General features: G+C 33.4%; 15 protein-coding genes and 4 pseudogenes. 13 read left to right on the top strand and 6 right to left on the bottom strand.

What is annotated here, in order from left to right; translation table 11 throughout:
• Window positions 1-142 precede the first annotated feature (142 nt).
• From F986_RS02590 to F986_RS02580, 3 genes and pseudogenes are all read left to right on the top strand, one after another.
• The gene (locus tag F986_RS02590) at window positions 143-1,507 is read left to right on the top strand and encodes an MFS transporter (RefSeq protein WP_004691667.1); all 1,365 of its coding nucleotides are present in this window, start codon (window positions 143-145) and stop codon (window positions 1,505-1,507) included.
• Between the two features lie 51 nt (window positions 1,508-1,558).
• A complete protein-coding gene (gene ssb / locus F986_RS02585; RefSeq protein WP_004691666.1) occupies window positions 1,559-2,143 on the top strand; it encodes a single-stranded DNA-binding protein in 585 nt (194 codons plus the stop codon).
• A 155-nt stretch (window positions 2,144-2,298) separates the two neighbouring features.
• Window positions 2,299-3,039, top strand: a pseudogene (locus F986_RS02580) (site-specific integrase); the annotation flags it as partial.
• A 7-nt stretch (window positions 3,040-3,046) separates the two neighbouring features.
• Here F986_RS02580 and F986_RS02575 read toward each other — a convergent pair.
• Window positions 3,047-4,072, bottom strand: a complete 1,026-nt coding sequence (locus F986_RS02575) for an IS30-like element ISAba125 family transposase (RefSeq protein ID WP_005100823.1) — start codon at window positions 4,070-4,072, stop codon at window positions 3,047-3,049.
• Window positions 4,073-4,120: 48 nt separating this feature from the next.
• Between F986_RS02575 and F986_RS02570 the strand changes: the two are divergent.
• From F986_RS02570 to F986_RS02555, 4 genes and pseudogenes are all read left to right on the top strand, one after another.
• Window positions 4,121-4,615, top strand: a pseudogene (locus F986_RS02570) (site-specific integrase); the annotation flags it as partial.
• A complete protein-coding gene (locus F986_RS02565) occupies window positions 4,602-6,164 on the top strand; it encodes a site-specific integrase (RefSeq protein WP_017396905.1) in 1,563 nt (520 codons plus the stop codon). The pseudogene F986_RS02570 and the gene F986_RS02565, both read left to right, overlap by 14 nt.
• A complete protein-coding gene (locus F986_RS02560; protein WP_004691657.1) occupies window positions 6,157-8,277 on the top strand; it encodes a hypothetical protein in 2,121 nt (706 codons plus the stop codon). Before F986_RS02565 ends, F986_RS02560 begins: the two co-directional genes overlap by 8 nt.
• 1 nt (window position 8,278) lies before the next feature.
• A complete protein-coding gene (locus F986_RS02555) occupies window positions 8,279-8,698 on the top strand; it encodes a hypothetical protein (RefSeq protein ID WP_004691656.1) in 420 nt (139 codons plus the stop codon).
• 74 nt (window positions 8,699-8,772) lie between these two features.
• Here F986_RS02555 and F986_RS02550 read toward each other — a convergent pair whose 3' ends face one another.
• Window positions 8,773-9,060, bottom strand: coding sequence for a hypothetical protein (locus F986_RS02550; protein ID WP_004691654.1), 288 nt, complete (start codon window positions 9,058-9,060; stop codon window positions 8,773-8,775).
• 46 nt (window positions 9,061-9,106) lie between these two features.
• Window positions 9,107-9,592: a hypothetical protein gene (locus F986_RS02545; RefSeq protein WP_004691653.1), complete on the bottom strand. Its 486-nt coding sequence runs from the start codon at window positions 9,590-9,592 to the stop codon at window positions 9,107-9,109.
• An 80-nt stretch (window positions 9,593-9,672) separates the two neighbouring features.
• On the opposite strand from F986_RS02545, the gene F986_RS02540 reads away from it, so the two are divergent.
• The gene (locus F986_RS02540; protein WP_004691651.1) at window positions 9,673-9,906 is read left to right on the top strand and encodes a helix-turn-helix domain-containing protein; all 234 of its coding nucleotides are present in this window, start codon (window positions 9,673-9,675) and stop codon (window positions 9,904-9,906) included.
• Window positions 9,907-10,039: 133 nt separating this feature from the next.
• Here F986_RS02540 and F986_RS18710 read toward each other — a convergent pair.
• Window positions 10,040-10,162, bottom strand: a pseudogene (locus F986_RS18710) (helix-turn-helix domain-containing protein); the annotation flags it as partial.
• 71 nt (window positions 10,163-10,233) lie between these two features.
• Here F986_RS18710 and F986_RS02535 point away from each other — a divergent pair.
• The 3 genes and pseudogenes from F986_RS02535 to F986_RS02525 all read left to right on the top strand — a co-directional run.
• Window positions 10,234-10,540, top strand: a pseudogene (locus F986_RS02535) (transposase); the annotation flags it as partial.
• A 270-nt stretch (window positions 10,541-10,810) separates the two neighbouring features.
• Window positions 10,811-14,443: an AAA domain-containing protein gene (locus F986_RS02530; protein WP_227555148.1), complete on the top strand. Its 3,633-nt coding sequence runs from the start codon at window positions 10,811-10,813 to the stop codon at window positions 14,441-14,443.
• Between the two features lie 2 nt (window positions 14,444-14,445).
• Window positions 14,446-16,395, top strand: a complete 1,950-nt coding sequence (locus F986_RS02525) for a phospholipase D-like domain-containing protein (protein ID WP_004691645.1) — start codon at window positions 14,446-14,448, stop codon at window positions 16,393-16,395.
• Window positions 16,396-16,792: 397 nt separating this feature from the next.
• On the opposite strand, the gene F986_RS02520 is transcribed toward F986_RS02525, so the two are convergent.
• Window positions 16,793-18,211, bottom strand: a complete 1,419-nt coding sequence (locus tag F986_RS02520; RefSeq protein WP_004691643.1) for an aspartate ammonia-lyase — start codon at window positions 18,209-18,211, stop codon at window positions 16,793-16,795.
• A gap of 134 nt (window positions 18,212-18,345) precedes the next feature.
• On the opposite strand from F986_RS02520, the gene F986_RS02515 reads away from it, so the two are divergent.
• Window positions 18,346-19,236 carry a LysR substrate-binding domain-containing protein gene (locus tag F986_RS02515; protein WP_004691641.1) on the top strand — a complete coding sequence of 297 codons (891 nt, stop codon included), beginning with the start codon at window positions 18,346-18,348 and terminating at the stop codon, window positions 19,234-19,236.
• A 123-nt stretch (window positions 19,237-19,359) separates the two neighbouring features.
• Here F986_RS02515 and F986_RS02510 read toward each other — a convergent pair whose 3' ends face one another.
• The gene (locus F986_RS02510; protein ID WP_004691639.1) at window positions 19,360-20,658 is read right to left on the bottom strand and encodes a dicarboxylate/amino acid:cation symporter; all 1,299 of its coding nucleotides are present in this window, start codon (window positions 20,656-20,658) and stop codon (window positions 19,360-19,362) included.
• An 897-nt stretch (window positions 20,659-21,555) separates the two neighbouring features.
• Here F986_RS02510 and F986_RS02500 point away from each other — a divergent pair.
• Entirely contained in the window at window positions 21,556-22,548 is a 993-nt protein-coding gene (locus F986_RS02500; RefSeq protein WP_004691637.1) for a DUF1852 domain-containing protein, read from the top strand.
• Window positions 22,549-22,574 lie beyond the last annotated feature (26 nt).

The following is a 22,574-nucleotide window of genomic DNA, read 5'->3' as shown; positions in this document are numbered from 1 at the left end:
CGCAGAAAAGCGCAGCTCAGGCTGCGCTTTTTGTTTTTCAGATCAGGAAGGCTTTTATTAAACATAAAATTCATGCCGCTAGTCGGATTGAATAGCCTATAATCTTGATCCAAGATTAATTCAATACAGTCTGTCCTCGTTTATGATGAATGCTTTAGAACGTCGTTCAACTTTTGCCTTAAGCAGTATTTTTGCCTTACGCATGTTGGGTTTGTTCATGATCATCCCTGTATTTTCTGTGGCAGGGCAGACCTATGCATATGCAACGCCTGCGCTGCTCGGTTTGGCTGTGGGGATTTATGGTTTAACACAGGCTATTTTACAGATTCCTTTCAGCTTGATTGCTGACCGTTATAGCCGTAAGCCTTTGGTGGTTTTTGGGCTACTTCTGTTTGCTTTGGGTGGTGCAATTGCCGCGATGTCAGACACCATTTATGGGGTGATTATTGGTCGTGCCATTGCAGGTGGAGGTGCAGTGTCTGCAGTGGTGATGGCACTACTAGCGGATGTGACCCGTGAAGAAAACCGCATGAAAGCCATGGCAACCATGGGCATGAGTATCGGGGTTTCTTTTGCTGTAGCTTTTAGTTTGGGGCCGTGGCTTACCGGTTTAGTAGGGATTTCAGGATTATTCTGGGTAACGACCATCATGGGTTTGGCGGCCATTTCGATGCTGTTTTTGGTGCCAAAAGTCACCCGCCATCATCGTAATTATCAGCAAGGTTATTTGGCCCAGCTCAAACAAGTCTTAAAAATGGGCGATCTGAACCGTCTGCATGTGTCGGTGTTTAGCTTACATTTATTGCTGACAGCAATGTTTATTTATGTTCCATCGCAACTCATCGACTTTGCAAAAATTCCACTAAATTCGCATGGCTGGGTGTATTTACCGCTGTTGGTAGTTAGCCTATTTTTTGCCTTTCCAAGTATTGTGTTGGCTGAAAAATATCGCAAGATGCGAGGCATCTTTTTAACGGCTATTGGCGGCATTATTTTAGGCTTAGGCATCCTAATTTTTGGCTTTGAGTCGAAGTATATTTTGCTGACAGGTTTGGGTTTATTCTTTATTGCCTTTAATGTCATGGAAGCGTTGTTGCCGTCATGGTTATCGAAAGCTGCACCGATTCAGTCCAAAGCGACTGCGATGGGCGTCAATGCTAGTAGCCAGTTTTTAGGCGCATTCTTTGGTGGTGTCACAGGTGGTCAGTTGTTGTTGTTAAACAATACTGCCTTGGGTTGGAGCATCCTGACTGGACTTGCGATTGTTTGGTTATTGATTAGTTTTGGCTTGGCACAACCACGTTATTTGTCTTCGATGGTATTGCGTTTACCTGAGCATAAACAAACGGACGAATGGACTTCACAGCTTTTAGCGATTCGTGGTATTGAAGAGGTCGTGGTGATGTCTGATCAGCAAGTAGCGTATGTAAAAGTCGATAAGCAGCAAATAGATGATGCTACGCGACAAGATTTAACGCAGTTGTTGGGGAAAGAGGTAGCCATTTAAGCATAACTCTTATAAAGTAAATAATAGAAATAGATAGGAAGTAAACATCAGATGCGCGGTGTAAATAAAGTTATTTTAGTGGGCACATTAGGCCGAGATCCAGAGACGAAAACTTTTCCAAATGGTGGTTCGTTGACCCAGTTTTCAATTGCAACGAGCGACTCTTGGACAGACAAAAGCACAGGTGAGCGTAAAGAGCAAACCGAATGGCACCGTATTGTGTTACACAACCGTCTAGGTGAAATTGCGCAACAATACCTACGTAAAGGTTCGAAAGTTTATATTGAAGGTTCACTGCGTACTCGTCAGTGGACAGATCAAAATGGTCAAGAACGCTACACCACAGAAATTCGTGGTGAGCAAATGCAGATGCTCGACAACAACCGTCAGCAAGGCGAGCAAATGCAAGGCGGAAATGATGGTTATGCACAACCACGTTTCAACAATAACCAAGGTGGTGGTTATAACAATAACAACAACCAAGGCGGTTATGGCGGCAATCCTGCAGCGGGCAATAGCAACAACCAACAAAGTGGTTATGCGAACAATAACCCAAGCGGTTTTGCACCAAAGGCGGCTCCTCAGTCAGCGCCTGCGGCAGCACCAGCAGATATGGATGATGATCTTCCGTTCTGACACATACCTGAGAGTAGGTTTTGTTAAATTTTAATATTTTTTATTATTTAACAATTAATTAAAAAAAGAATTTACAGATACTAGAAATAGTTCTGTAAATTTTTTTAATTATAGTCTATTATATTTAATACCTAGATATTTTGTTAAATATAGTTATGATGTCCGTTAAAAGATTTGTAATGAGTAGTGGTGAGCGATTTGCTGTTCTTTTGGATAGTGATGGTGTTCCTATGACTTATCCAAATTTATATGCAATCATTAATTTAAGAAATCATGGTCAATCAATTAATACAATTTCAGCTATCTTGGAAGATATTAAATTGCTCTTTCAGTTGTTAGATCAATTAGAAATTGACTTGGAGCAAAGAATAAAAAGTAAAGACTTTCTGGAAATAAATGAAATTGAGGCTATAGCAAATTTAGCAAGTTTTACCCGTAGTCGACTAAATAGAGTGGCTTCAAATAAAAAGGTTGTAGATTTTCCCAAAATTAATAATAAAGAGCGATCTAGGGCAAAATTGGTTATTACTCAGGATTATGTATCTAAACAATTAATATATAGGCGGTTAACTAATTTTGCTGAATATATTGGGTGGTTAGAGATATATTTTCATTCATCAGTAATAACAAGTACAAAACGTTTATTAACATCTCGTAGGCCTTGTAAGCCCATGGATAGTCAGTCTGAATATAAGTCCTTTGATGATGAGCAGGTAGATAAAATTTTAAAGGCGGTTAATCCTGATAATCAGAATCGTATTTGGATTTCAAATTACATTGTTTATAGAAATGAGCTGATTATCTATTTGTTTTTATACTTAGGATGTCGTAAAGGAGAATTATTAAATTTAAAAATTACAGATATAACCCCTCCTAAAGCGGGTACTCCTTATCTGGGCGAATTCAAACATGAGGTGCGACAGTTTGAAAAGTCTTATGATAATCAACAAGCTGAGCAAATTTCTCTAATGGTGTAAGCCAATCTAACGCTTTTCTAGGACGAGTATTCAGTGACATGGCAACTTGATTTAAATAATGCTGATCTGCCTGATTTAAATCAATCCCTTTAGGTAAATATTGCCTAATTAAACCATTCATATTTTCGCATGTGCCTTTTTGCCAGGGTGAATGTGGGTCACAGAAATATACATCTATGCCTAAATCTTCTTCAAGTATTTTATGTTCTGCCATCTCGCGTCCACGGTCATAGGTCAACGTTTTACGCAGTTCTGCAGGTAAATATTTCAGAGCTTCAGTTAAAGCCTTGCGCACTGATTCTGCCTTTGCATCAGGTAATGTTGCCAAGATACAGAGCCGTGTATTTCGTTCAATAAGTGTTGCTATCGAACTTTTATTGTCTTTACCTTTAATTAAATCAGCTTCCCAATGACCCGGTATTTTTCTTTCTTGAACTTCGGCTGGGCGCTCATGAATAGTTTTAATATCCTGTAATATAGAATCTTTTTTAGGTTCACCGTTAGCTTTTCGCTTTTTATTTTCATGACGCAGACAGGATAATAAGTCTTTTTTCAACTCACCCTTTGGTAATGCTCGTATCGTTGAATAAATCGTTGTATGGCTTACATTCATTGTTTGATCCAAATCAGGAAATGTCTTTAAACGTTTTGCTATTTGCTGAGGAGACCATAAACAACGGATCGCTTCAACAATAAATTTCCAGAGGATTGAATCGATTTTGAGTTTTCTGTGACCACGTCTACGTCTAGCGAAGGTGTTATCAGAAGCATATTGAGCTTGATAAACGTCATTGATGCTATTTCTTTTAAGCTCACGATAGATCGTACTAGGATGTCTTTTAATGAGTTCAGCAAATTTTCTGGCTGAAAAGCCTTCTTTTCTTGACTCAAGCATTAATGCAGTACGATCTTCAAAGTTAAGATGATGGTATGACAATTTTATATACTCCATAAACCCTTTAAATTAATTAGGTGGTTTATGTCGCACTTCAAGTTTTACTCTGCCCTGACTATTAGACGTAATCCTCATGATGATAGTGATTCTCGGTTATATCAACCTTTGGTAAAGACTAGAAGTCGATCAATTGCACTCAACCAGAATCTAAAGAAAAAATTGGATATCTATATTCTAAATCATAGATCGACAGTGCCTAATGCAGAGTTAACAGACTTTTTGATCTTATCAAATAAGGGACAGCCGCTTTCAATTAATGCACTAGACAAAATTCTTTCAGAAATTTCTGAAGTCGTTTTATTCAATGTGCATGCACATGCATTTAGGCATACATGGAATGATAAATATACAGATAAAGTTCAAACTTTAATTCAATCTGGCAAAATAATGGAAGATCAGGCTGAGAGAGATCGAGCGTATCTGATGGGTTGGATACCAAATTCAGAAAGTGCTAGAAGATATTCTAGACGTGCAGAAAATAGACGGGCTATGGAAATAGGTTTAAGTATCCAAGAAAAATTTGAGAATGAAAATGAGTAAGTTACCTCAATTCGATTGTTTAGATAGGTCGCAAAATACTTTTAATTCATTCAAAGGATATGAATTCAGTATCGATGATCAGAAATGGGTATTAGATATTAATAAAACTATAGATATCTCTCGAGTACGAAATTATGAGTTTTCTGTTCAATCAGAAATTGTCATGACTTTGGCTCATTTTGCTAAATATAGCTCAAGTTCACATACAGCAAACATGTGTGAATATATTGGTAAATATTCCGATATTACAGGAGAGGATCATTTTTCAATTAAAGGTCTTTTAAATTATAAAAATTTTTATTCGTCTAAAAAAGAAGAATATAAAGTAGCTATGCTACGAGTTTTTTTGAAAAAACTCTACAATTTAGGATACTCTTCAGTAGATGACGAAATCTATGATTTAATGGATTCATGGAAATTAACTGGAAATGAAAAAGGTACAGCCGTTCTTTCCCTTGATCCAGATGAAGGTCCATTTAGTCCATTTGAATTCCAAGCAATTATTACTAGAACCAACGAATATTTAGCAGAAAATAGGATTTCTTATTATGAGGCAGCTTTAATTCGTGTTTTTTGTGCGACAGGTAGACGACCAATACAAATTGCTGGGTTAAAAGTAAAAGACTTATACGAGACCGATAAGTATAAGTCTAAGGATGAAAAAAAAATTCATGTACTCAATATTCCAAAAGCTAAAATAAGAGGTGCTAGTGGATTTCGTTATGCTTTTCGTGAAGTAGGAATTCGTGAAAGTATCGTACAAATATTGTTTGAGCATACTCGAATTTTAAAGCAGAAATTAAGTAAAGAAATAAAACGAGAGATATCTGAACAAGAGTTTGCAGAGCTACCGCTATTTTATGATTTTGAGAAATTGGTTAATTTGGATTGGGAAAATCGGCATGAAATTTCAGAAATTTTGCCAAAAGAAATTATTCATTTGCCTACGGCTGAATTAACCCAAATATTGAAAGGAGCGGTAAGAAAGCTTGGTGTTCGGTCAAGGGAAACAGGTAAGCCAATATTTGTTACTTCTTATAGGTTTCGTTATACGCTTGGTACAAATGCGGCTAGACAAAAAGCAGGCGTGATTGTCATCGCAAATTTATTAGATCATCATGATACCCAAAATGCACATTGCTACGTACAAAGTGTGCCAGAAATTGCACAGCAAATATCATCCATCATGGATGAGAGTTTACGCAAATATGCAGATGCTTTTCAGGGGAAAGTTGTAAAGGATGAGATTGAGGCTCAATCAAAAATTGAAAATGCTAATCGAATTTCTTGTGTAGAACAGGATTGTGATGTTGGATCATGTGGTACACATCAATACTGTAGCGATTATGCACCAATCGCATGTTATCTATGTAGCAAATTTATGCCTTGGGCAAATGCACCTCATGATCTTGTTTTAAAACAATTAATGAAAGAACGAGATGACCTAATTACAATGGGGTGTAGTCTTGAAGTTGTTGCAGTGAATGACCGAACAATTATTGCCATTCAGCAAGTCATTGATGTTTGTAAGGAGTTTAATCATGGATAATTTGATTTATTTTCCATCTGACAGAATCCAGACTCCTTACTCTGAAATTAAGAGATTTATTGATTTTGTTAAGCAATTATCAGAATTAAATGAAGATATTAGATTTGAAGAACATTATTGGAAAGGCGAAGTAAATTTTGTCAAAACAGGTATTTCATCTAAAGATAGATCACCTGAAAATATTTTACACCACTCAATTCTAGAATTCGCCAAGGCATATGTTAAATATCAAAGAATTAATCTTAAATTAAAAGCTCAAGATACGATTTTGGCAATCAGGGCAATAGAAAAAATATGCTTAGAGCGATATGGCGAAATTGATTTAACTAAATTGGTTATTGCTGACTTTGATTTGGCTGCTGAAACTGCGAAGGAAAATTATAAAGCAAGTTCTGCTTACCATGTGGGAAGACATTTAAAAATTCTTTTAGATTTTCTTCGTCAATTAAAAATAGTTGATTTATCAGATTGGAAAAATCCAATTAAAAAGCCTGCCGATAAAGGAATTGTGATTGATGAGGAGTCCGAGGAATATAGAGCTTCTAAACTTCCTGACGAGGAAGCGATTTTTATCATAGCTGATATTTTTTCCCGCAAGGATTCTGAGTTATCAAATAGAGATGTTTTTGTTAGTAGTGCTGTGGGGTTACTTTTATCTGCACCTGAAAGAGCATCAGAGCTATTTTTCCTTAAGGTCAATTGTATCGATAAAGAAGATAAAAAATTTTCTAAAAGCAATTTAGAAGCTGTAGTAAATGATTCTGATAAGGATGAAACATTAGGGATTAGGTGGTATGCGCAAAAAAATTATGGGTATGATATTAAAGCCATTCCTAGTGTCATGATTCCAACAGCCAAACGGGCAATTGCACGTTTGATTAAGATGTCAGAAAAGCCTAGACATTTAGCATATTTGCTTGAGACAAGTGATAAATTTCCGAGACATGAACTTTGTCCTGATGTACCTGATCATCAATTATTAAAACGCAGTGAAGTATTGTTGGCAATGGGTTTTGATGCGTCACTATTGAATGCTCGTCAAGTAAATAACAGTGGAATACAATTTTTAAGAACTCGTGATATTCCTATTAATGATTACGAAGTTTGTTTGAATGATTTAAATATTATACTGCGAAAGAGATTACCCAAAGGCTTCCCTTATGTACCTTTTAAAACTGGCGGTGGAGTTAAGGTTAAGTGGTCTGAAGCTTTATTCTGTAGTTTTGCAAACCAATTTCATAGCGATAGATTAACCATTTTTTCAGAATTATGGATGCCACAAATTGATACATTAAATGAAGACTTATCACCAACTAAAAAGAAGTTAAGAGGAAAAGAACAGTTATCGAATGTGCAATCCATTTTTCAGCGGTGGGGATATGGTGACCATAGTATAACTACCCACCAGTTTCGGCATTTATTAAATACGATAGCAAATACTAATGGAATGGATAGCTTGTTACTTGCCAAATGGTCAGGGCGAGCTGATATGAAGCAAAATCGAGTATATGACCATACTACGGTTCAAGATCGTAATCTTGGCTTAATTGAGATGCAGAAAAATGAGGTCGGTACGGTAAAGACTGATATTGCACGTGCACTCCAGATTGCTACACCTCGAACTCTACAAGAGTTAAATACTAGAACAACATTGTCCATGCACACTACTGAGTTTGGACTTTGTACACACTCATATATTGATGAACCTTGCCTAAAGTATAGAAATTGTCTTAATTGTACTGAACATGTCTGTATCAAGGGTGATATAGAAAAGAAAAAACGGCTTAAGGATCGGCTTAGAAAAGAAATAATTCTATGGGCAAAGGATAAAGAAGCTGTTAGTAAGAATGTGACTGGTGCAGCAGTATGGCTTGAGATCAGAGAGCTAACAATTCAGCGTTGTGAACAGATGATTGCATTATTGGATGATCCAAATATTCCTGATGGTAGTCCTTTGAGCCTTCCATCTTCTGAGGATGTTACACATCTTGATTTGGCCTATCAAAAGGCAGGGCGTAAACGTATTCCCGTAATTGAGAATACTCAACGTAAAAAAATTGAGGGTGAAGCACATTCGCTCAATTCTGTATTGCTAATGGATTCATGGATTTGATATGGCACAGCATTTAACTGACAAAGATATTGAAAATATTGTCGAGCTTCTTGATTATTGGTCTTTAGATGAGAAATTAACATGGGAGCGGCTCTGTAAGGCTATTGAATTACAGTTAGAACTTGTACCTGCACCAACTCGTCAAACATTGCAGAAATACGCTCGTATTAAGAATGCTTATGACCAAAGTAAAAAGCCATCTAAGGCTTTGAATGTAAATACTAATAAGACGAATAAACTACCTGCTAGTCTTAAAATCGCTCAAACTAAAATTGAGGCTTTGGAGGCCAAGAATGCTAGATTGGAAAAAGAAAACGCTATGCTGTTGGAACAGTTTGTGGTGTGGCAATACAATGCCCATAAGTATGGGTTAAGCATTGCTAAATTGAATGAGCCAATGAGCAAAAAAAGTTCGGATTGATTTTAAAAAGTAAATTATTACACGGCTTATAAGCCGTATCTGAATAAAATCTTACAGAAAATCGATAAATACCATCAACAGCCTATTTTTGGGTCTTTTGCTTCTTCAAACACACCTATGGGGTTCAAAAGCATGTGTTTGATCGGTTGGCCAGTTAACTGGGCGATATCCAAAAGATCACAAACCATTTGTTGTCCTAGCTGTTCACGCCGAGCAGCTTCAATTATTTCCTGCATGTTTTTAAATTCTTCAAAATTCAGAATAGTAACTTCGGGCGTATTGTTCGTACAAACAAACATAGGTTTATGACTATTTTTGACACATTGAATAATTTTTCGCCAAGACTTGTGAATATCGCTCAAAGGGTACTCTCTATTAATAATCAAAGCTAATTTATATGATAGAAGCCTAACATGCTTCTATCATATTCTTAACTGCTGCCAACTCACACTTTAGCAAACAAATTTCCTTTTTCTTCATCTTAATCAAGTTATGGATTATTTCAGAAAGTGATGGAAATCGTTTCAGATAATGCTGATAGATGGATAGTTCATTAGTGATTTTTGTAATTTCAGCTAGGACTCTATCATTTTCAAGTGCCAAGCTCATTTTAATATCGTTATTGGATTCATTAATACTAATTAAATTTAATATTTCTACTCGTTCATAATTTGAAGAGTATTTATAAGTACATGTTCTGCTATCGATTAATATTAGGCCTATCGTGGCTAGTTCTCTGGTTATTTGATAAATTTTTGCATAATGTTTTTTAGCACTAAACTCAGGATAATGATTAATGAAAAGAGTTCTTAAGTCTTTAAACTCATAGCCTGTGAATGTTCTATTTGATAAAAAATCAAACAAACAGTTTTTAAGCTGATGATTTGTAGACATATAGATATACCGCATGAAGAATTAATTGAGAAAATATCCTATTTTGGGATATTTTTGATAATAGTACAACATCTTGGGTTATGAGCTCAATACATGATCCTAGATACAAAAACTTGATTAAAGAATTAATTCAGATACGTGAGTCCAAAGATATAACTCAGGTAGAACTTGCTACATCCTTAAAAAAACCACAATCGTACATAGCTAAAGTCGAAAATTTAGATAGAAGAATAGATGTTTTAGAATTACATGATTGGTTGTTTGTATTAGATATCTCAATTATTGAATTTTTTAAAAAAAGTTTTAAAGAATAGTGGCAATAAATTTTGTTCAAAATCTAATAAAACGCTGTGATTTTGATTAGTGTATATATCATTGATCTTAGTCCACCCTTTACATTTATCGGTAGCCCACTAATTTCACTTCAAAACTTGCCACTAAAAAATCTTACTGCTCAAGACAGCATACTAAAAAATCACCAATAGGTTTATCTAAAGCTGATAGCCAATCATGCAATTCTAAAACATCTATTCTTCTATCTAAATCTTCAACTTTAGCTATATATGATTGGGTAATGCTCCCTGCAATTAATAGAGCTTAAAAGTCGAAAATCGAATAATCTTAATCCAAGGAGATTTTCTATGAAAACATCTAAATATTCAGACAGCTTAATCATGAGTATCCTGAAACAGGCTGAAGCTGGAACACCGGTTCCCAACCTTTGCCGTGAGCACGGGATGAGTACGGCCACATTCTATAAGTGGAAGTCCAAATATGGAGGGATGGATCTGTCCATGATGACCCGGCTTAAAGAGTTAGAGACTGAAAATGCACGTTTAAAACGCATGTACGCTGATGAACGGCTGAATCAGATATCTTACAAGATGCTCTTTCAAAAAAGTTCTAAGGCCTCTCCAGCGTAAATCACTTGCTCAACAGGCGGCTGAGGGTCGTCCATCCAATTTTAAACAATGATAAGAACTTTGGTTTTCTACTCATTAACTCAATTAAAATGGGGGTATTACCCTTTCTATAGGTATGAAAAAACAAATATTGAAAGGATAAAATATGTTAATTAAATTATTTTAATTTTTAAGATACAAAGAAGAACTAGAGTCAAATTTTACATTATCAAAATGGAATGTTCTATGTGTATTTAAAGTGAATATAAATATAATTTTTTCTAAAGAATTGTGGAAATTAGAGTGAATTTATAAGTTGCTTAATGAGAAAAAATTTTTTAGAATTTCAACTTGGTATATTTATAATTTCTTGGATAATCATAATATTATGGTAATTTGTAACATAGAAGATAAGCTTGAAATCTATTCGAATGATACTCAGGCTGGAAGAGTAAGCTTAGTAGAATATATGGATGGAGATGAGGTTAAAAGAGTAAAAATATGGGAGTTAAAAAATGAAAAAAGTGAAGCATTAAGAGATATGTGGATTCATGAAATTAGACAAATATTAAAAATACAAAACTATCCCAAGGCTAACAATTATTTAGAATTATTAAAAAGTGCCCATTATGATGATAAAGGGTTTTATATTTTCTATGAAGATGCAAATACATCGAGAGTTCTATCTGAATATTTGAAAAGTAGAGTAAATATTGAAAAGAGAGATATAAGAACTATATCTAGAAATAAACATTGGTTGCATAAAAAAAGTTTAATGTTAAGTCACAATAGAATAATATTTTGGAAAAATATTTTAAGAATTTCAAGAGCTATTCAAATTTTACATGATCAAAATATTATTCATAGAAATATTAATTGCGAAAGTATTATTTATGATTTAAATGTGGAAAATGATTCTGAGCGATTTAAACTCTCTGGTTTTGAATGGACATTATGCTTATATCAATTAAAAAAAGAGGATCCAATACTTACTGAGAGGAAACTTTATCCATTTGCTAGCTTTAGGTCTGATTGGCTTGCGCTAAGCTACCTTATTTGTAAATTATTAGACATAAAGACTACCGAAATAAATGACTCATATCTTAGTAGTAAAGAAAAAAAATTTATAGATAATTTAATGAATTATAATTCAATTTCTAATAATATTAATTTGGAGAAAGTAGAAATTTCTATATCTTCAATAATCAAAGAATTATCCTCATTAGATTTAAGTGCGACTAGAAATAAAGATTATATCTTACTACTTCATTTCGATTCAGAAAACTCGAAAGATAAAATTATTCGAGAAAGTATAATGAATGAATTAGATTATGAACCAAGTAAAGATGAAGTATTGAATTTTGTAAGAAATGATTTGGATGTTAAAAATTTAATAGTATATAAATGTACAATTAGAAATAATACTTTTTATTTGATAGTTGGGAAAAAACTAGTATATCAAGTTGGTAAATTTAAATACTTTGAAGAGGATGAAGAAAGATTTACATGGGATTATGGATATATAGAAAATGTATTTCCAGTGCTTCCATCATTTGTGAAAAATGATAAAATAGAAGTTTTCGCAAAAATAAAAGTTGAGGTGGCAAATGGCTTCTACACTCGAAGAGGAAGTTTCGAAAATACAGAATCATGGGTAAACATTTTTGAAATTTTTCCAAATAATGAAAAATATTCAGATAATCTTCAAGAACTTTATCAGGGGTTGTTATTTTCATATGCTGTTGAAGTCGGCTTATATAAAGCTAACTTATTCCAAGTTTGTGCTGAAGTTGAAAAAAATAATAGTTCCACTCACACAAATATATTAATAAAATTAAATGAGGATATAAATAATAAAATTTTATCGAAGAAACTAAAAATTAAACCGTTTAAAGAAAGATTTGATGATTTTATTAAGGATGAAAAGATTCAAAAGTGGGTGCTAGTTAGAAATAAAAAAAATAATATTGTAGATGATTTATCAATCCCGATTGAACTTGAGTTTATTAAAAAAGACTATGCAAGAAAAGTTTATATATTTCGAGCAAAAAAAGATTATAATATTAAAAATATATTGTCAGATTCAATGACTCTTATGGCAGGAGATACTCAAGGAGATAAAATAAACTTTAGAAGAAAAAGTAAAGCATTGGTAAAACTTGCGAATCAAACACTTTTGGTCAACAGTATTGTAAATCCTATTGATAGTCTAAGTAAGATAAATTATACACATGAATTTCATGAGTCTTTTCAAGAGCTAGATCATGTGAAAAAAGAAATTTTTAAGCAAGTTCTTGAGACACAACCAAATTTTATAGTGCAAGGGCCACCTGGTGTTGGGAAAACTTTCCTTATCACAGCTTTAATCAATCAAATTTTTAAAGATGAAGCGTATAGTAAAATATTACTAACAGCCCAAAGTCATGCAACAGTTAATATTTTATATAATGAAGTAAAAAAACTCAAATTTGATAAGGAATTAATTATTATTGATGCTTTCAATAACAAAAGTAAAGATCAAGATGATGAAGACTTTAAAATTAGTAGTCGTGTAACAAAGCCATATATTAATGATTTTAAAAGAAGCCAAATGTTTAAAGATGGTTGTGAGAATCAAACTGATGATTTTAAAAATAAATTAAATAATTTTATAAATGAAAATGGTGATTGGGGGAGTTTTTTCGAGCAAATACTAAAAGCAGCTAATATACTGTTTACCACTTCAAATTCAAAGATTATTGAGAATTTACTTGATAATAACATACAGTTCGATTTTTCTATTCTTGAAGAGGCTGGTAAGTCATCTGGACTAGAAATTATTAGCCCATTAATGTTGTCTCATAGAAGAATTTTGATTGGTGATCATATGCAATTACCTCCATTTTTAGAAAGATCTATAAACAAAATTTTAGATTCTGATATTTCAAATATAAGGCATGTTATTGATGAAGTGAAGGATGGTGAGTTTAAGTTTCCTCTTTTTAATCAAATTTTAGGTGATACTAATCAGGATCAAAGTGATCTCAATATAAGCTTAGACTCAAAGTTAAAACTTCAAAAAAATTCTAAAGATTATTTTGGACTATTTAAATTTCTTACTAAAAAAGCAGAAGAGTTAAATAAGAGAAAACAGCCTAGTTTTGGTAAGAGAGTTAATATTCAGCATAGAATGCATCCAGATATAGCAAACATTGTTTCAAAAACGGTGTACAATTCAGAGCTTGAAACTTATCACGAATTGCAAGCTAAGTTTAGTGATCCTAATCCATTTTACTTTGAATATTTAGAAAAATTACAACTATCGACCAGTACAAAAGGTGTTCTATGGTTGGATGTACCTTATAAAAATGATCACCAAAAATTAGAAGGTAATTTTGATGATAACTATATTAATTCACAAGAAGTAGACCTGATAAAAGCTATATTTTCAATTTTAAAAAAGGATAATAGTGTTAAAAAATATAAAAACAAAAAACTAACTATACAAGTTCTGAGTCCTTATTTAAAGCAAGTAAATTTTATTAATGCTAGAATTCCTAAGAATATATTACCAGAAGGTTTCGATTTAAAGAATTCTGATGAAATTTGTAAATCAGTTGATTCATTTCAAGGTGATGAAGCTGATATTATTATAGTTAGTTTAGTAAGACATAATAATGCATCATCTATTAGAGAAAGTCTAGGATTTTTACTTGATCAAAGGAGAATGAATGTATTGTTAAGTCGAGCTAAATTTAAATTAATATTAGTGGGAAGTTTTGGTTTATTTGAGAGTTGGGCAAAAACTGTTGATTATTATGAGTCTGAAGTCCAAGAAAAGCTATCAAATGATACAAATGCAGATGATAAAAAGTTTGTAAAAAGACTTAGTAACCTATTAAGTAGTTTTCCTCCTGCGTACTGTGATTTTGTTAGTACTGAAGACTTTTTTAATGAGAATGGAAATTAATAATGAAATATAATAGATATGAAGATTTAAAATTAGCTGTTCCTTTTTTTTATGGAAAAAATAAATTTACTATTACAAGAAAGTCTGAGTGGTCAGTGTTAGATTTATTATTTTTAAGGAGAATTGCAGATTCATCAGTATCATTAGAAATATTAGAACAATATTCTAATTTGAAACGTCAAATAGTAATTCAAATTGTTCTTCCTTTTGTATCAAATAATTGGGTGGAAATCATACCAATAGAAAATACATATGTTTTTACAATTACTAAATTAGGAAAATATATTTCAGAGTTTGATACCATACCTCAATTTTCAGAAAAGTATTATAGAACCAGAGATTATGTTTTTGATCCTATTGGTAATAGGTATTATGGGTTGTTAAAAAACAATCCACTAAGAGTTGAGTCATTTCTTAGAATACAAGAATTAATAGAGGATGGTATTAAGATAAAATTCTTAAATCTACCGTTTAAATCATGTTTTCCTGATACCGAAGCAGTTAAAAAGTGTGTAACTTATTCTGGAGAGCATATTGAGGATTTAGAGTTTACTAGTGGGAATATAACACTTAATGAAACAAGATATATTTTGTTGGATACGATTTTTGATAAAAAATGTAAAAAAATTGAATTTAATGAAGACTATTCAAATATTTTTACACTTGAATTACTTAATGAGGTGAAACTTAAATTTTCTATTTTAGCAGATCAAGTTATTAATGATTTAGAATTTAATAAAGAAAAAACCATAACTTCTGGATCAGAATCAAATATAAATCAGTTTGTTTTAAATTCTAAAGAGCCATTATTGAAATTTTATAAAACGAGTGCTGAAAATATTAGAACTATATATGGTGGTGATGATCATAAAATTATATTTTTAGATTTAATAAGAAACTCTAGTAAATACTTGGTAATACACTCCACTTTTATCTCAGAACGTTCATTATATAATAAAAAATTACTTGAATGGACTGAAATAGGTTTTGAATTAAAAAATGCTCTTAAACGAGGAGTTGAAGTTACTATATTATTTGGTAAGGATAAGCCAGACGCTGATGATTTAGATGTTGATGACAGCTCACAAATTAAGTTAGTAAAATCCTTAGATGAAATCTATAGAATTGAAAAATTACTAGATAGATTCAATGAAGAATGTACTCTTGAAAATATTACTCCACTTCAATTAAATGATCACAAAAAAACTGGTTCTCATTCTAAATTTATAATTACACATCATAATGAATGGGGCCCAAGTCTTTTATTAGGTTCATGTAATTTTTTCTATAGTAACTTTGATAGATTTGAGGCTTCTGTAATTATTAAAAATAATCAAATAGTTCATGATTTTTTAAGGATATCTAGTATTCTATGCAGTGCTAAAGACTTTCACTCTAATGATTTGTATAATTATTTTTCTGATTTGGCTAAGGATGTGCTCTTATTTAATCAAAGAGAATCTAATGATACTGAATTTGCTAATTTAGCAATTGTTTACAAGAATCAGCATTATAGCCTTGTTGAAAAGGCTAAAGTAAACGCTAAAAAATTAATTCTCATTACAAGTGACAAATTAAGTAATGTTTCTCGAAAGCCAATTTTTGATTCAATTAAAAATAACCATAATGCAAAGAAAATAGTATTTTTTTCAGAAAAATCTGAAAATTTTACTCACAATGATGAATTGAAATTAAGAGAATTACTTAAGCAGCCTGAATACAAAATTGATATTCAACTACATACACCTAATATTAATCCTAGGAAGAAAAGTCATTCTAAGGTTCTTGTTTGGGATGATAATGATATTGTTATTAGCAGTCTTAATTGGTTGTCATCTAATGCATCTGTGAGTAATGCAACAGATCCTTATCATGAAATAGGAATTTATATCCATTCTAAAGATATTGGTGAAAATTTTAGAAAAGCTTTTCAAGATACAATAGATGGTTAAGCCTTAGTTCACATTCATTTCATAATTATTCTATATTTACTATGGCAAATCAAAGTTTTCATAATTCTTTGTAAAGGAAGTTAAAAATGTTAAATATTTTGTCTTAATAAATACAAAAAATTTAACATTTTAATTTAAGTTGTTGTAATATAAATAATTATGTGTTTTTGGTGGGTATATCCGTTCTAACTTGTATAATATGTAAATATTGTATGAAGTGAAAAAGAACTTGATTTATATCAAGTTCTTTTTTTATGACTAGGCAAATTTGGTATTTAAAAAAGAGCTTTATAGAATAAAAATGTTCAGTTAATACGAGTGACATAGCATACTTTTCCTCTCTATAAAAAGGGACCTCTGATGAGATCCCTTTTTAAAAATACGAAATGCTAATAAATCATGATAAAGATTGCTGAGGATGAACCATATTTTTGATCGATAGCACATCAGCCAAAATTTGATCAGACAATAGGTTTTCAGCTTTAATTAAAGCCAATACACTTTGACCAGTTTCATTCGCTTGTTTTGCAATACGAGTCGTTGTTTCATAACCCAAATATGGGTTGAGTGCAGTAATAATGCCAATTGAATTATCTACATTGGCCTGACAGTGTTCAGCATTGGCACGGATGTTTTCAATACATTTGTATTGGAACATTTGCATCGCTTTACCTAACAAATCGATCGATTCGAACAGTTTAAAAGCAATTAACGGCTCCATCGCATTGAGCTGTAGCTGACCTGCTTCGGCCGCCAAAGTAATGGCCAAATCATTTGCAATCACTTGAAAACACACTAAATTCATTGCTTCTGGAATAACTGGGTTCACTTTGCCAGGCATAATTGAGCTGCCTGGTTGACGCGGTTCTAAATGGATTTCATTCAGACCAGTACGAGGGCCACTAGAAAGCAAACGCAGGTCATTGGCAATTTTTGAGAGTTTAGTCGCGGTACGTTTTAAGAAGCTCGATAATAAAACGAAATCACCCATATCTGAGGTTGCTTCAATTAAATCAGGTGAACTGTTGATCTGCTTTTGCGTAATTTCAGACAATGCTGCGATGGCATATTCACGATACTTAACTTCGGTATTGATCCCTGTTCCAATAGCTGTTCCGCCTAAATTTACAACACTTAAAGCAGACGGCATGATGTCATTGAGCTTGTTTAAATCATTTTGTAAGGTATTTGCAAATGCGCCAAATTCTTGACCCAAGGTCATTGGAACGGCATCTTGCAATTGGGTACGACCCATTTTTAAGATATGCGAAAACTCATCTGATTTATTCTTAAAACTTTGAATTAAATTTTGAAACGGGCTATTCAATTGATCTATTGCAAAAATTAAACCCACTTTAATTGCTGTTGGATAGACATCATTGGTTGATTGAGACATATTAATATCATTATTTGGATGTAAATATTGATATTCGCCTTTTAAATGCTCTAAATGTTCTAATCCAATATTAGCCAGTACTTCATTGATATTCATATTGGTGGATGTTCCCGCACCACCTTGAATCATATCAATTGGAAATTGGTCATGATATTTATAATTAATAATTTGTTCACATGCATACTGAATAGCATTGTATTTATTTTCTTCAAGTTTATTGAGTTTAAAGTTGGCTTCTGCGCATGCAGCTTTAACCATTGCAAGGGCATTAATAAAAACAGGGAATTGATTGAGTTTATTTGGACTTAAATTAAAGTTCTCTAAAGCTCTTAAAGTTTGTACACCATAATAGCAATGAGCAGGAATTTCTTTATGTCCTAATAAATCCTTTTCAACGCGTGTGTTAATCTTAATGTTCATTTAAATAGACTCTAATCTCGAATAAATCGATATTAAAGTGTGCACGGTTTTTTTTCTAATGTAAAAATATATTACTACATGCATTTTTTGCATAATAGATTATAATTGATCAAAGGATGAGTGAAGAATGAGTTATGACTTTAGAAATTCGATGGATTGAAGATTTACTTGCATTAGAGCAAGAAAAATCGATATCTCAAGCAGCAGCTCTACGACATGTCACGCAGTCTGCCTTTACGCGCAGAATTCAGAATATTGAAAACTCATTGGGTTTCCAAATTTTGAAAAGATATAGTAAAAATATTGATTTCACAGAAGCGGGGCAAGTTTTACTGGCTTCGGCAAAAAATATACAAAATCAACTCACTACAACAATAAAATATTTAGAAAAGAATGTGAAACATGATGAGTTAACCGTCAAGTTTGCAGTGTCACACTCGCTCATTACCCAGTTTTTCCCCCGCTTTATTCATGAGTTATCTATGGATATGACGGACTTAAAATTGGAAATTATTGCCTCAAATTTCAAACAGGGGATGCGCTTATTAAAAGATGGCTCGTGTGATTTTTTAATCAGTTATTGTGATCAAAAAACATTAGAACAATTCGATCGTTCTTTGTTCGAATTTCATAAAATTGTTGAAATGGAAATACTCCCGGTGACGGCCTTAGATCATGACGGGACTGCCAAATATTCACTCGATCAGTCATTTCCTTTGTTGTCTTATAGTAAACAAGCATATTTAAGAAACTGTGTGGATGAAGCGATTGAAAATAAGTTGGATTATAGAACTTTATATGAGACGGATAATGCAGGTGATTTAAAAGAGTTGGTATTACAAGGTTTAGGTGTGGCATGGCTGCCTAAATTATTGGTTGAAAGAGAAATCCAAGAAAATAAATTAAAAGTACTGGATGGTAAGCAGTACTATTTATTTCAAGATGTCTATCTGGTTAAACGAGAAATGTCATTTTCAAATCGAATTAATTATATTTGGAATATTTTAATTCAGAAAAATAAATAATTGGATTTTATGAATTATTTTAGTTAATCGTTGTTAATAATAAATATGGTGATTTTATGAATAGTAAATAAAGGACTTTACTTACTATTTAAAAATCACCTTTTATTTTCTCTATAAATAGTTCTAACTATTATCGGCCAATTGGTTTACGGGAGGAATGTTGTTCACCATAATATCTTCTTGCTCCGTAAGCTCATCTTTATTGCCCTCAGTGCGTGCAATCACGGCAGTTGCAATACTATTTCCAATCACATTGGTTGCCGTACGACCCATATCTAAAAACTGATCAATCGCTAAAATTAATAGAATACCGGCTTCAGGAAGCTTGAACATGGCCAGTGTTGAGGCAATCACCACAATGGATGCTCGTGAAACACCTGCAATTCCTTTACTCGTAATCATGAGGGTAAAGAGTATGAGTGCTTGCTGGGAAAAACTTAAATCAATGTTGTAGGCTTGTGCAATAAATAACACGGCAAATGCCATATACATCATCGAGCCGTCGAGGTTGAAAGAATAACCTAAAGGGAGAACGAAACTGGTAATACGTTTAGGCACACCGAATTTATCCAAAGCTTCCATGGTCTTTGGATAAGCCGATTCACTACTTGCGGTCGCAAAGGCCAACATGGTGGGTTCACGCACGATTCGCATCAATCTAAAAATATCTTTTTTCAAGAAGATATAGCCGAAAGCAATCAGGAGAGTCCAAAGCACCAGTAATCCCACATAGAACTGTCCAATGAAAATACTATAATCGATAATCAGTTTAGGGCCTTGGATGGTAATCGCGGAAGCAATGGCTGCAAAAACGGCGATAGGTGCAAATGCCATGACATAATCTGTAATTCGGAACATCACCTTACAGAGTTCATCAATAATTTTGCCAATGACGGTCGCTTCACTATGATGTTGAACATAGGCAAGTGCGGAACCAAAGAAAATTGAGAAAACCAAAATCTGTAATATCTCATTATTGGCCATGGCTTCAGCAAAACTACGCGGGAAAATATGCGTAATGAAGCTTTCTAAGCTCAGACTTGTCGCACTGACACCGATATCAACCGCTGTTTGAGGAACGGTGAGATTCATTCCAGCGCCAGGTTGGAATAAATTGGCTAAGCCCATACCCAGTAAAAGTGAAATAAATGATGCACCAATGAACCAACTCATGGCCTTTAAGGTAATTGATCCCAGAGAAGAGGATTTTCCCATTGAGACAAGACCAGAAACGATTGTTGCAAAAACTAAGGGTGCAATAATCATTTTAATTAATCTTAAGAATACATCGGTCACTATTTTAAAATAGGCGGCAAGTTCTGTGGTTTGTGCAGTCGTTAAAGTGCTATGAAAAGCCCATCCAATCAGTATTCCAGAGATCATGGCAATCAGAATATATTTCAGTAGTTTCTTCTGCTTCATACTTATCGTTCCTTCTTTTAATCTTCTTTTCATCAACTTTTGGCCTTATGTAGCAAGGCATTGATGACATTCCATGTTGATCAATTTATAGAGGCATTGCTTTAGATATTGAGTGCTAAATCGTCGATTGGGGATTTAACTGTGGCAAGTGTTACTTTTTTTTTAAAAAAACGACAATGCAATTTTTAATTCAGTTATGCAAAAAATGCATGAGATGATTATTTAGTTTTACTTGATATAGGTGAGCTGTTTTTAATATAACGACCGAATGTTTGTTTTTTTCATTCTGATTGGTGATAGGAAAGATATTAAATTTCCTGATTCTGTGAGGAAGAGCCAAGGTCAGAAAGAGGAGCCAAAGTTAATAAATACAAGAACTCAAAACCAAGCTTGCACTCTTAATTTTCCCACAGACAAAACCATTGAATTGCCTGTTTTATCTAATATTTTAATAATCATCTCATGACTTTAAGTTTCTGATTTAAATAGATAATTAAAAAAGAGATGTAGCGTGTTGATGACGTTGATTGAGCAATATCATGACTTTTCACAGCTCACGCACGAGGGCTTGATGTTTTCATTCTTTCCTTTCGTACATCCACAAAAAATTATCCACGCACAATTCATTGTTAAAGCGACAGAATTTCTAAACATGAATTTAGTTCACTTTGGTGTGAGATTAAATCATTTTTATTCATGTGATCATTCAGGTATAAATTAAACCACGCTCTTAACGATAGATCATATTCATCGTTGCTTCTTAGCCTGATGCTCAGAAAAATATGAGAAGGCTGGAAAGATGATTTGCTAGAAAGATCCAACAAGAAAATTGGACAGTCTAGAAAGAGCATGAAAGAAATTCAGTTTTATCGCAGAAATATAGGGTAACAGATCGCCATGAGTACAGAGTTTGCATGTTCAATTAAACGCATTCGTTTTGATGAAAACTATCAACCAGCAGATAACACACGTCTAACGACGAACTTTGCTAACTTGGCGCGTGGTGAAAGCCGTGAGCAGAACCTACGTAATACACTTCGTATGATTAATAATCGTTTCAATGCCTTAGCACAAACAGATAACCCGAATGGTGATCGTTATTCGCTTGAAATCGATATTATTTCTGCAAATTTAGACATTGAGGGGAATGGTCAAGCTTTCCCTATCATTGAAATGCTGAAAAGCACAATTACAGATCATCACACCCATCAACGTATTGAAGGCATGATTGGGAATAGCTTCTCATCTTATGTACGTGACTACGATTTTAGCGTGGTGCTGAAAGAACATAATAAAGAGAATTCGAAGTCGTATGCACCTGAAGGTTTTGGTGATCTACATGGCAAGCTGTATCAATATTTGGTGAACTCAGAGACGTTTAAAGCAGAGTTTAATCAACAGCCTGTGATTTGTTTGAGTGTTTCAACAGCGAAGAAGTATCACCGTACTGCCAATGAGCATCCTGTTTTAGGCGTTGAGTATAAACAAGATGAATATTCACGTACCGATGAGTATTTCCATAAAATGGGCTTACAGGTTCGCTTCTTTATGCCGAAAGGGAGCGCTGCGCCTTTAGCATTCTATTTTGCAGGTGATTTACTGCGTGATTACACCGATCTTGAATTGATTAGTGCGATTAGCACCATGGAAACCTTCCAAAAGATTTATCGCCCTGAAATTTACAATGCAAATTCATCAGCGTCCCAAGTCTATCAAGCCAGCCTAGAGTATCCAGATTACTCCTTAACACAAATTGTCTATGACCGTGTTGAACGTGGTCAGCTCGCGGTTAAGCAAGGTAAATGGACGGAAGAGAACTTTATTAAGCCTTATCAAGACATCCTTGAACAATGGGCTGCGAATTACACCGTAAACAGCAACACTGCTTAATTTACCTGAAATAGAACATAGAGATA

Source organism: Acinetobacter johnsonii CIP 64.6, assembly GCF_000368045.1.
Taxonomy (GTDB): domain Bacteria; phylum Pseudomonadota; class Gammaproteobacteria; order Pseudomonadales; family Moraxellaceae; genus Acinetobacter; species Acinetobacter johnsonii.
Note: the sequence above shows the minus strand (reverse complement) of the source record. Positions and strands in the feature narration are given on the sequence as shown.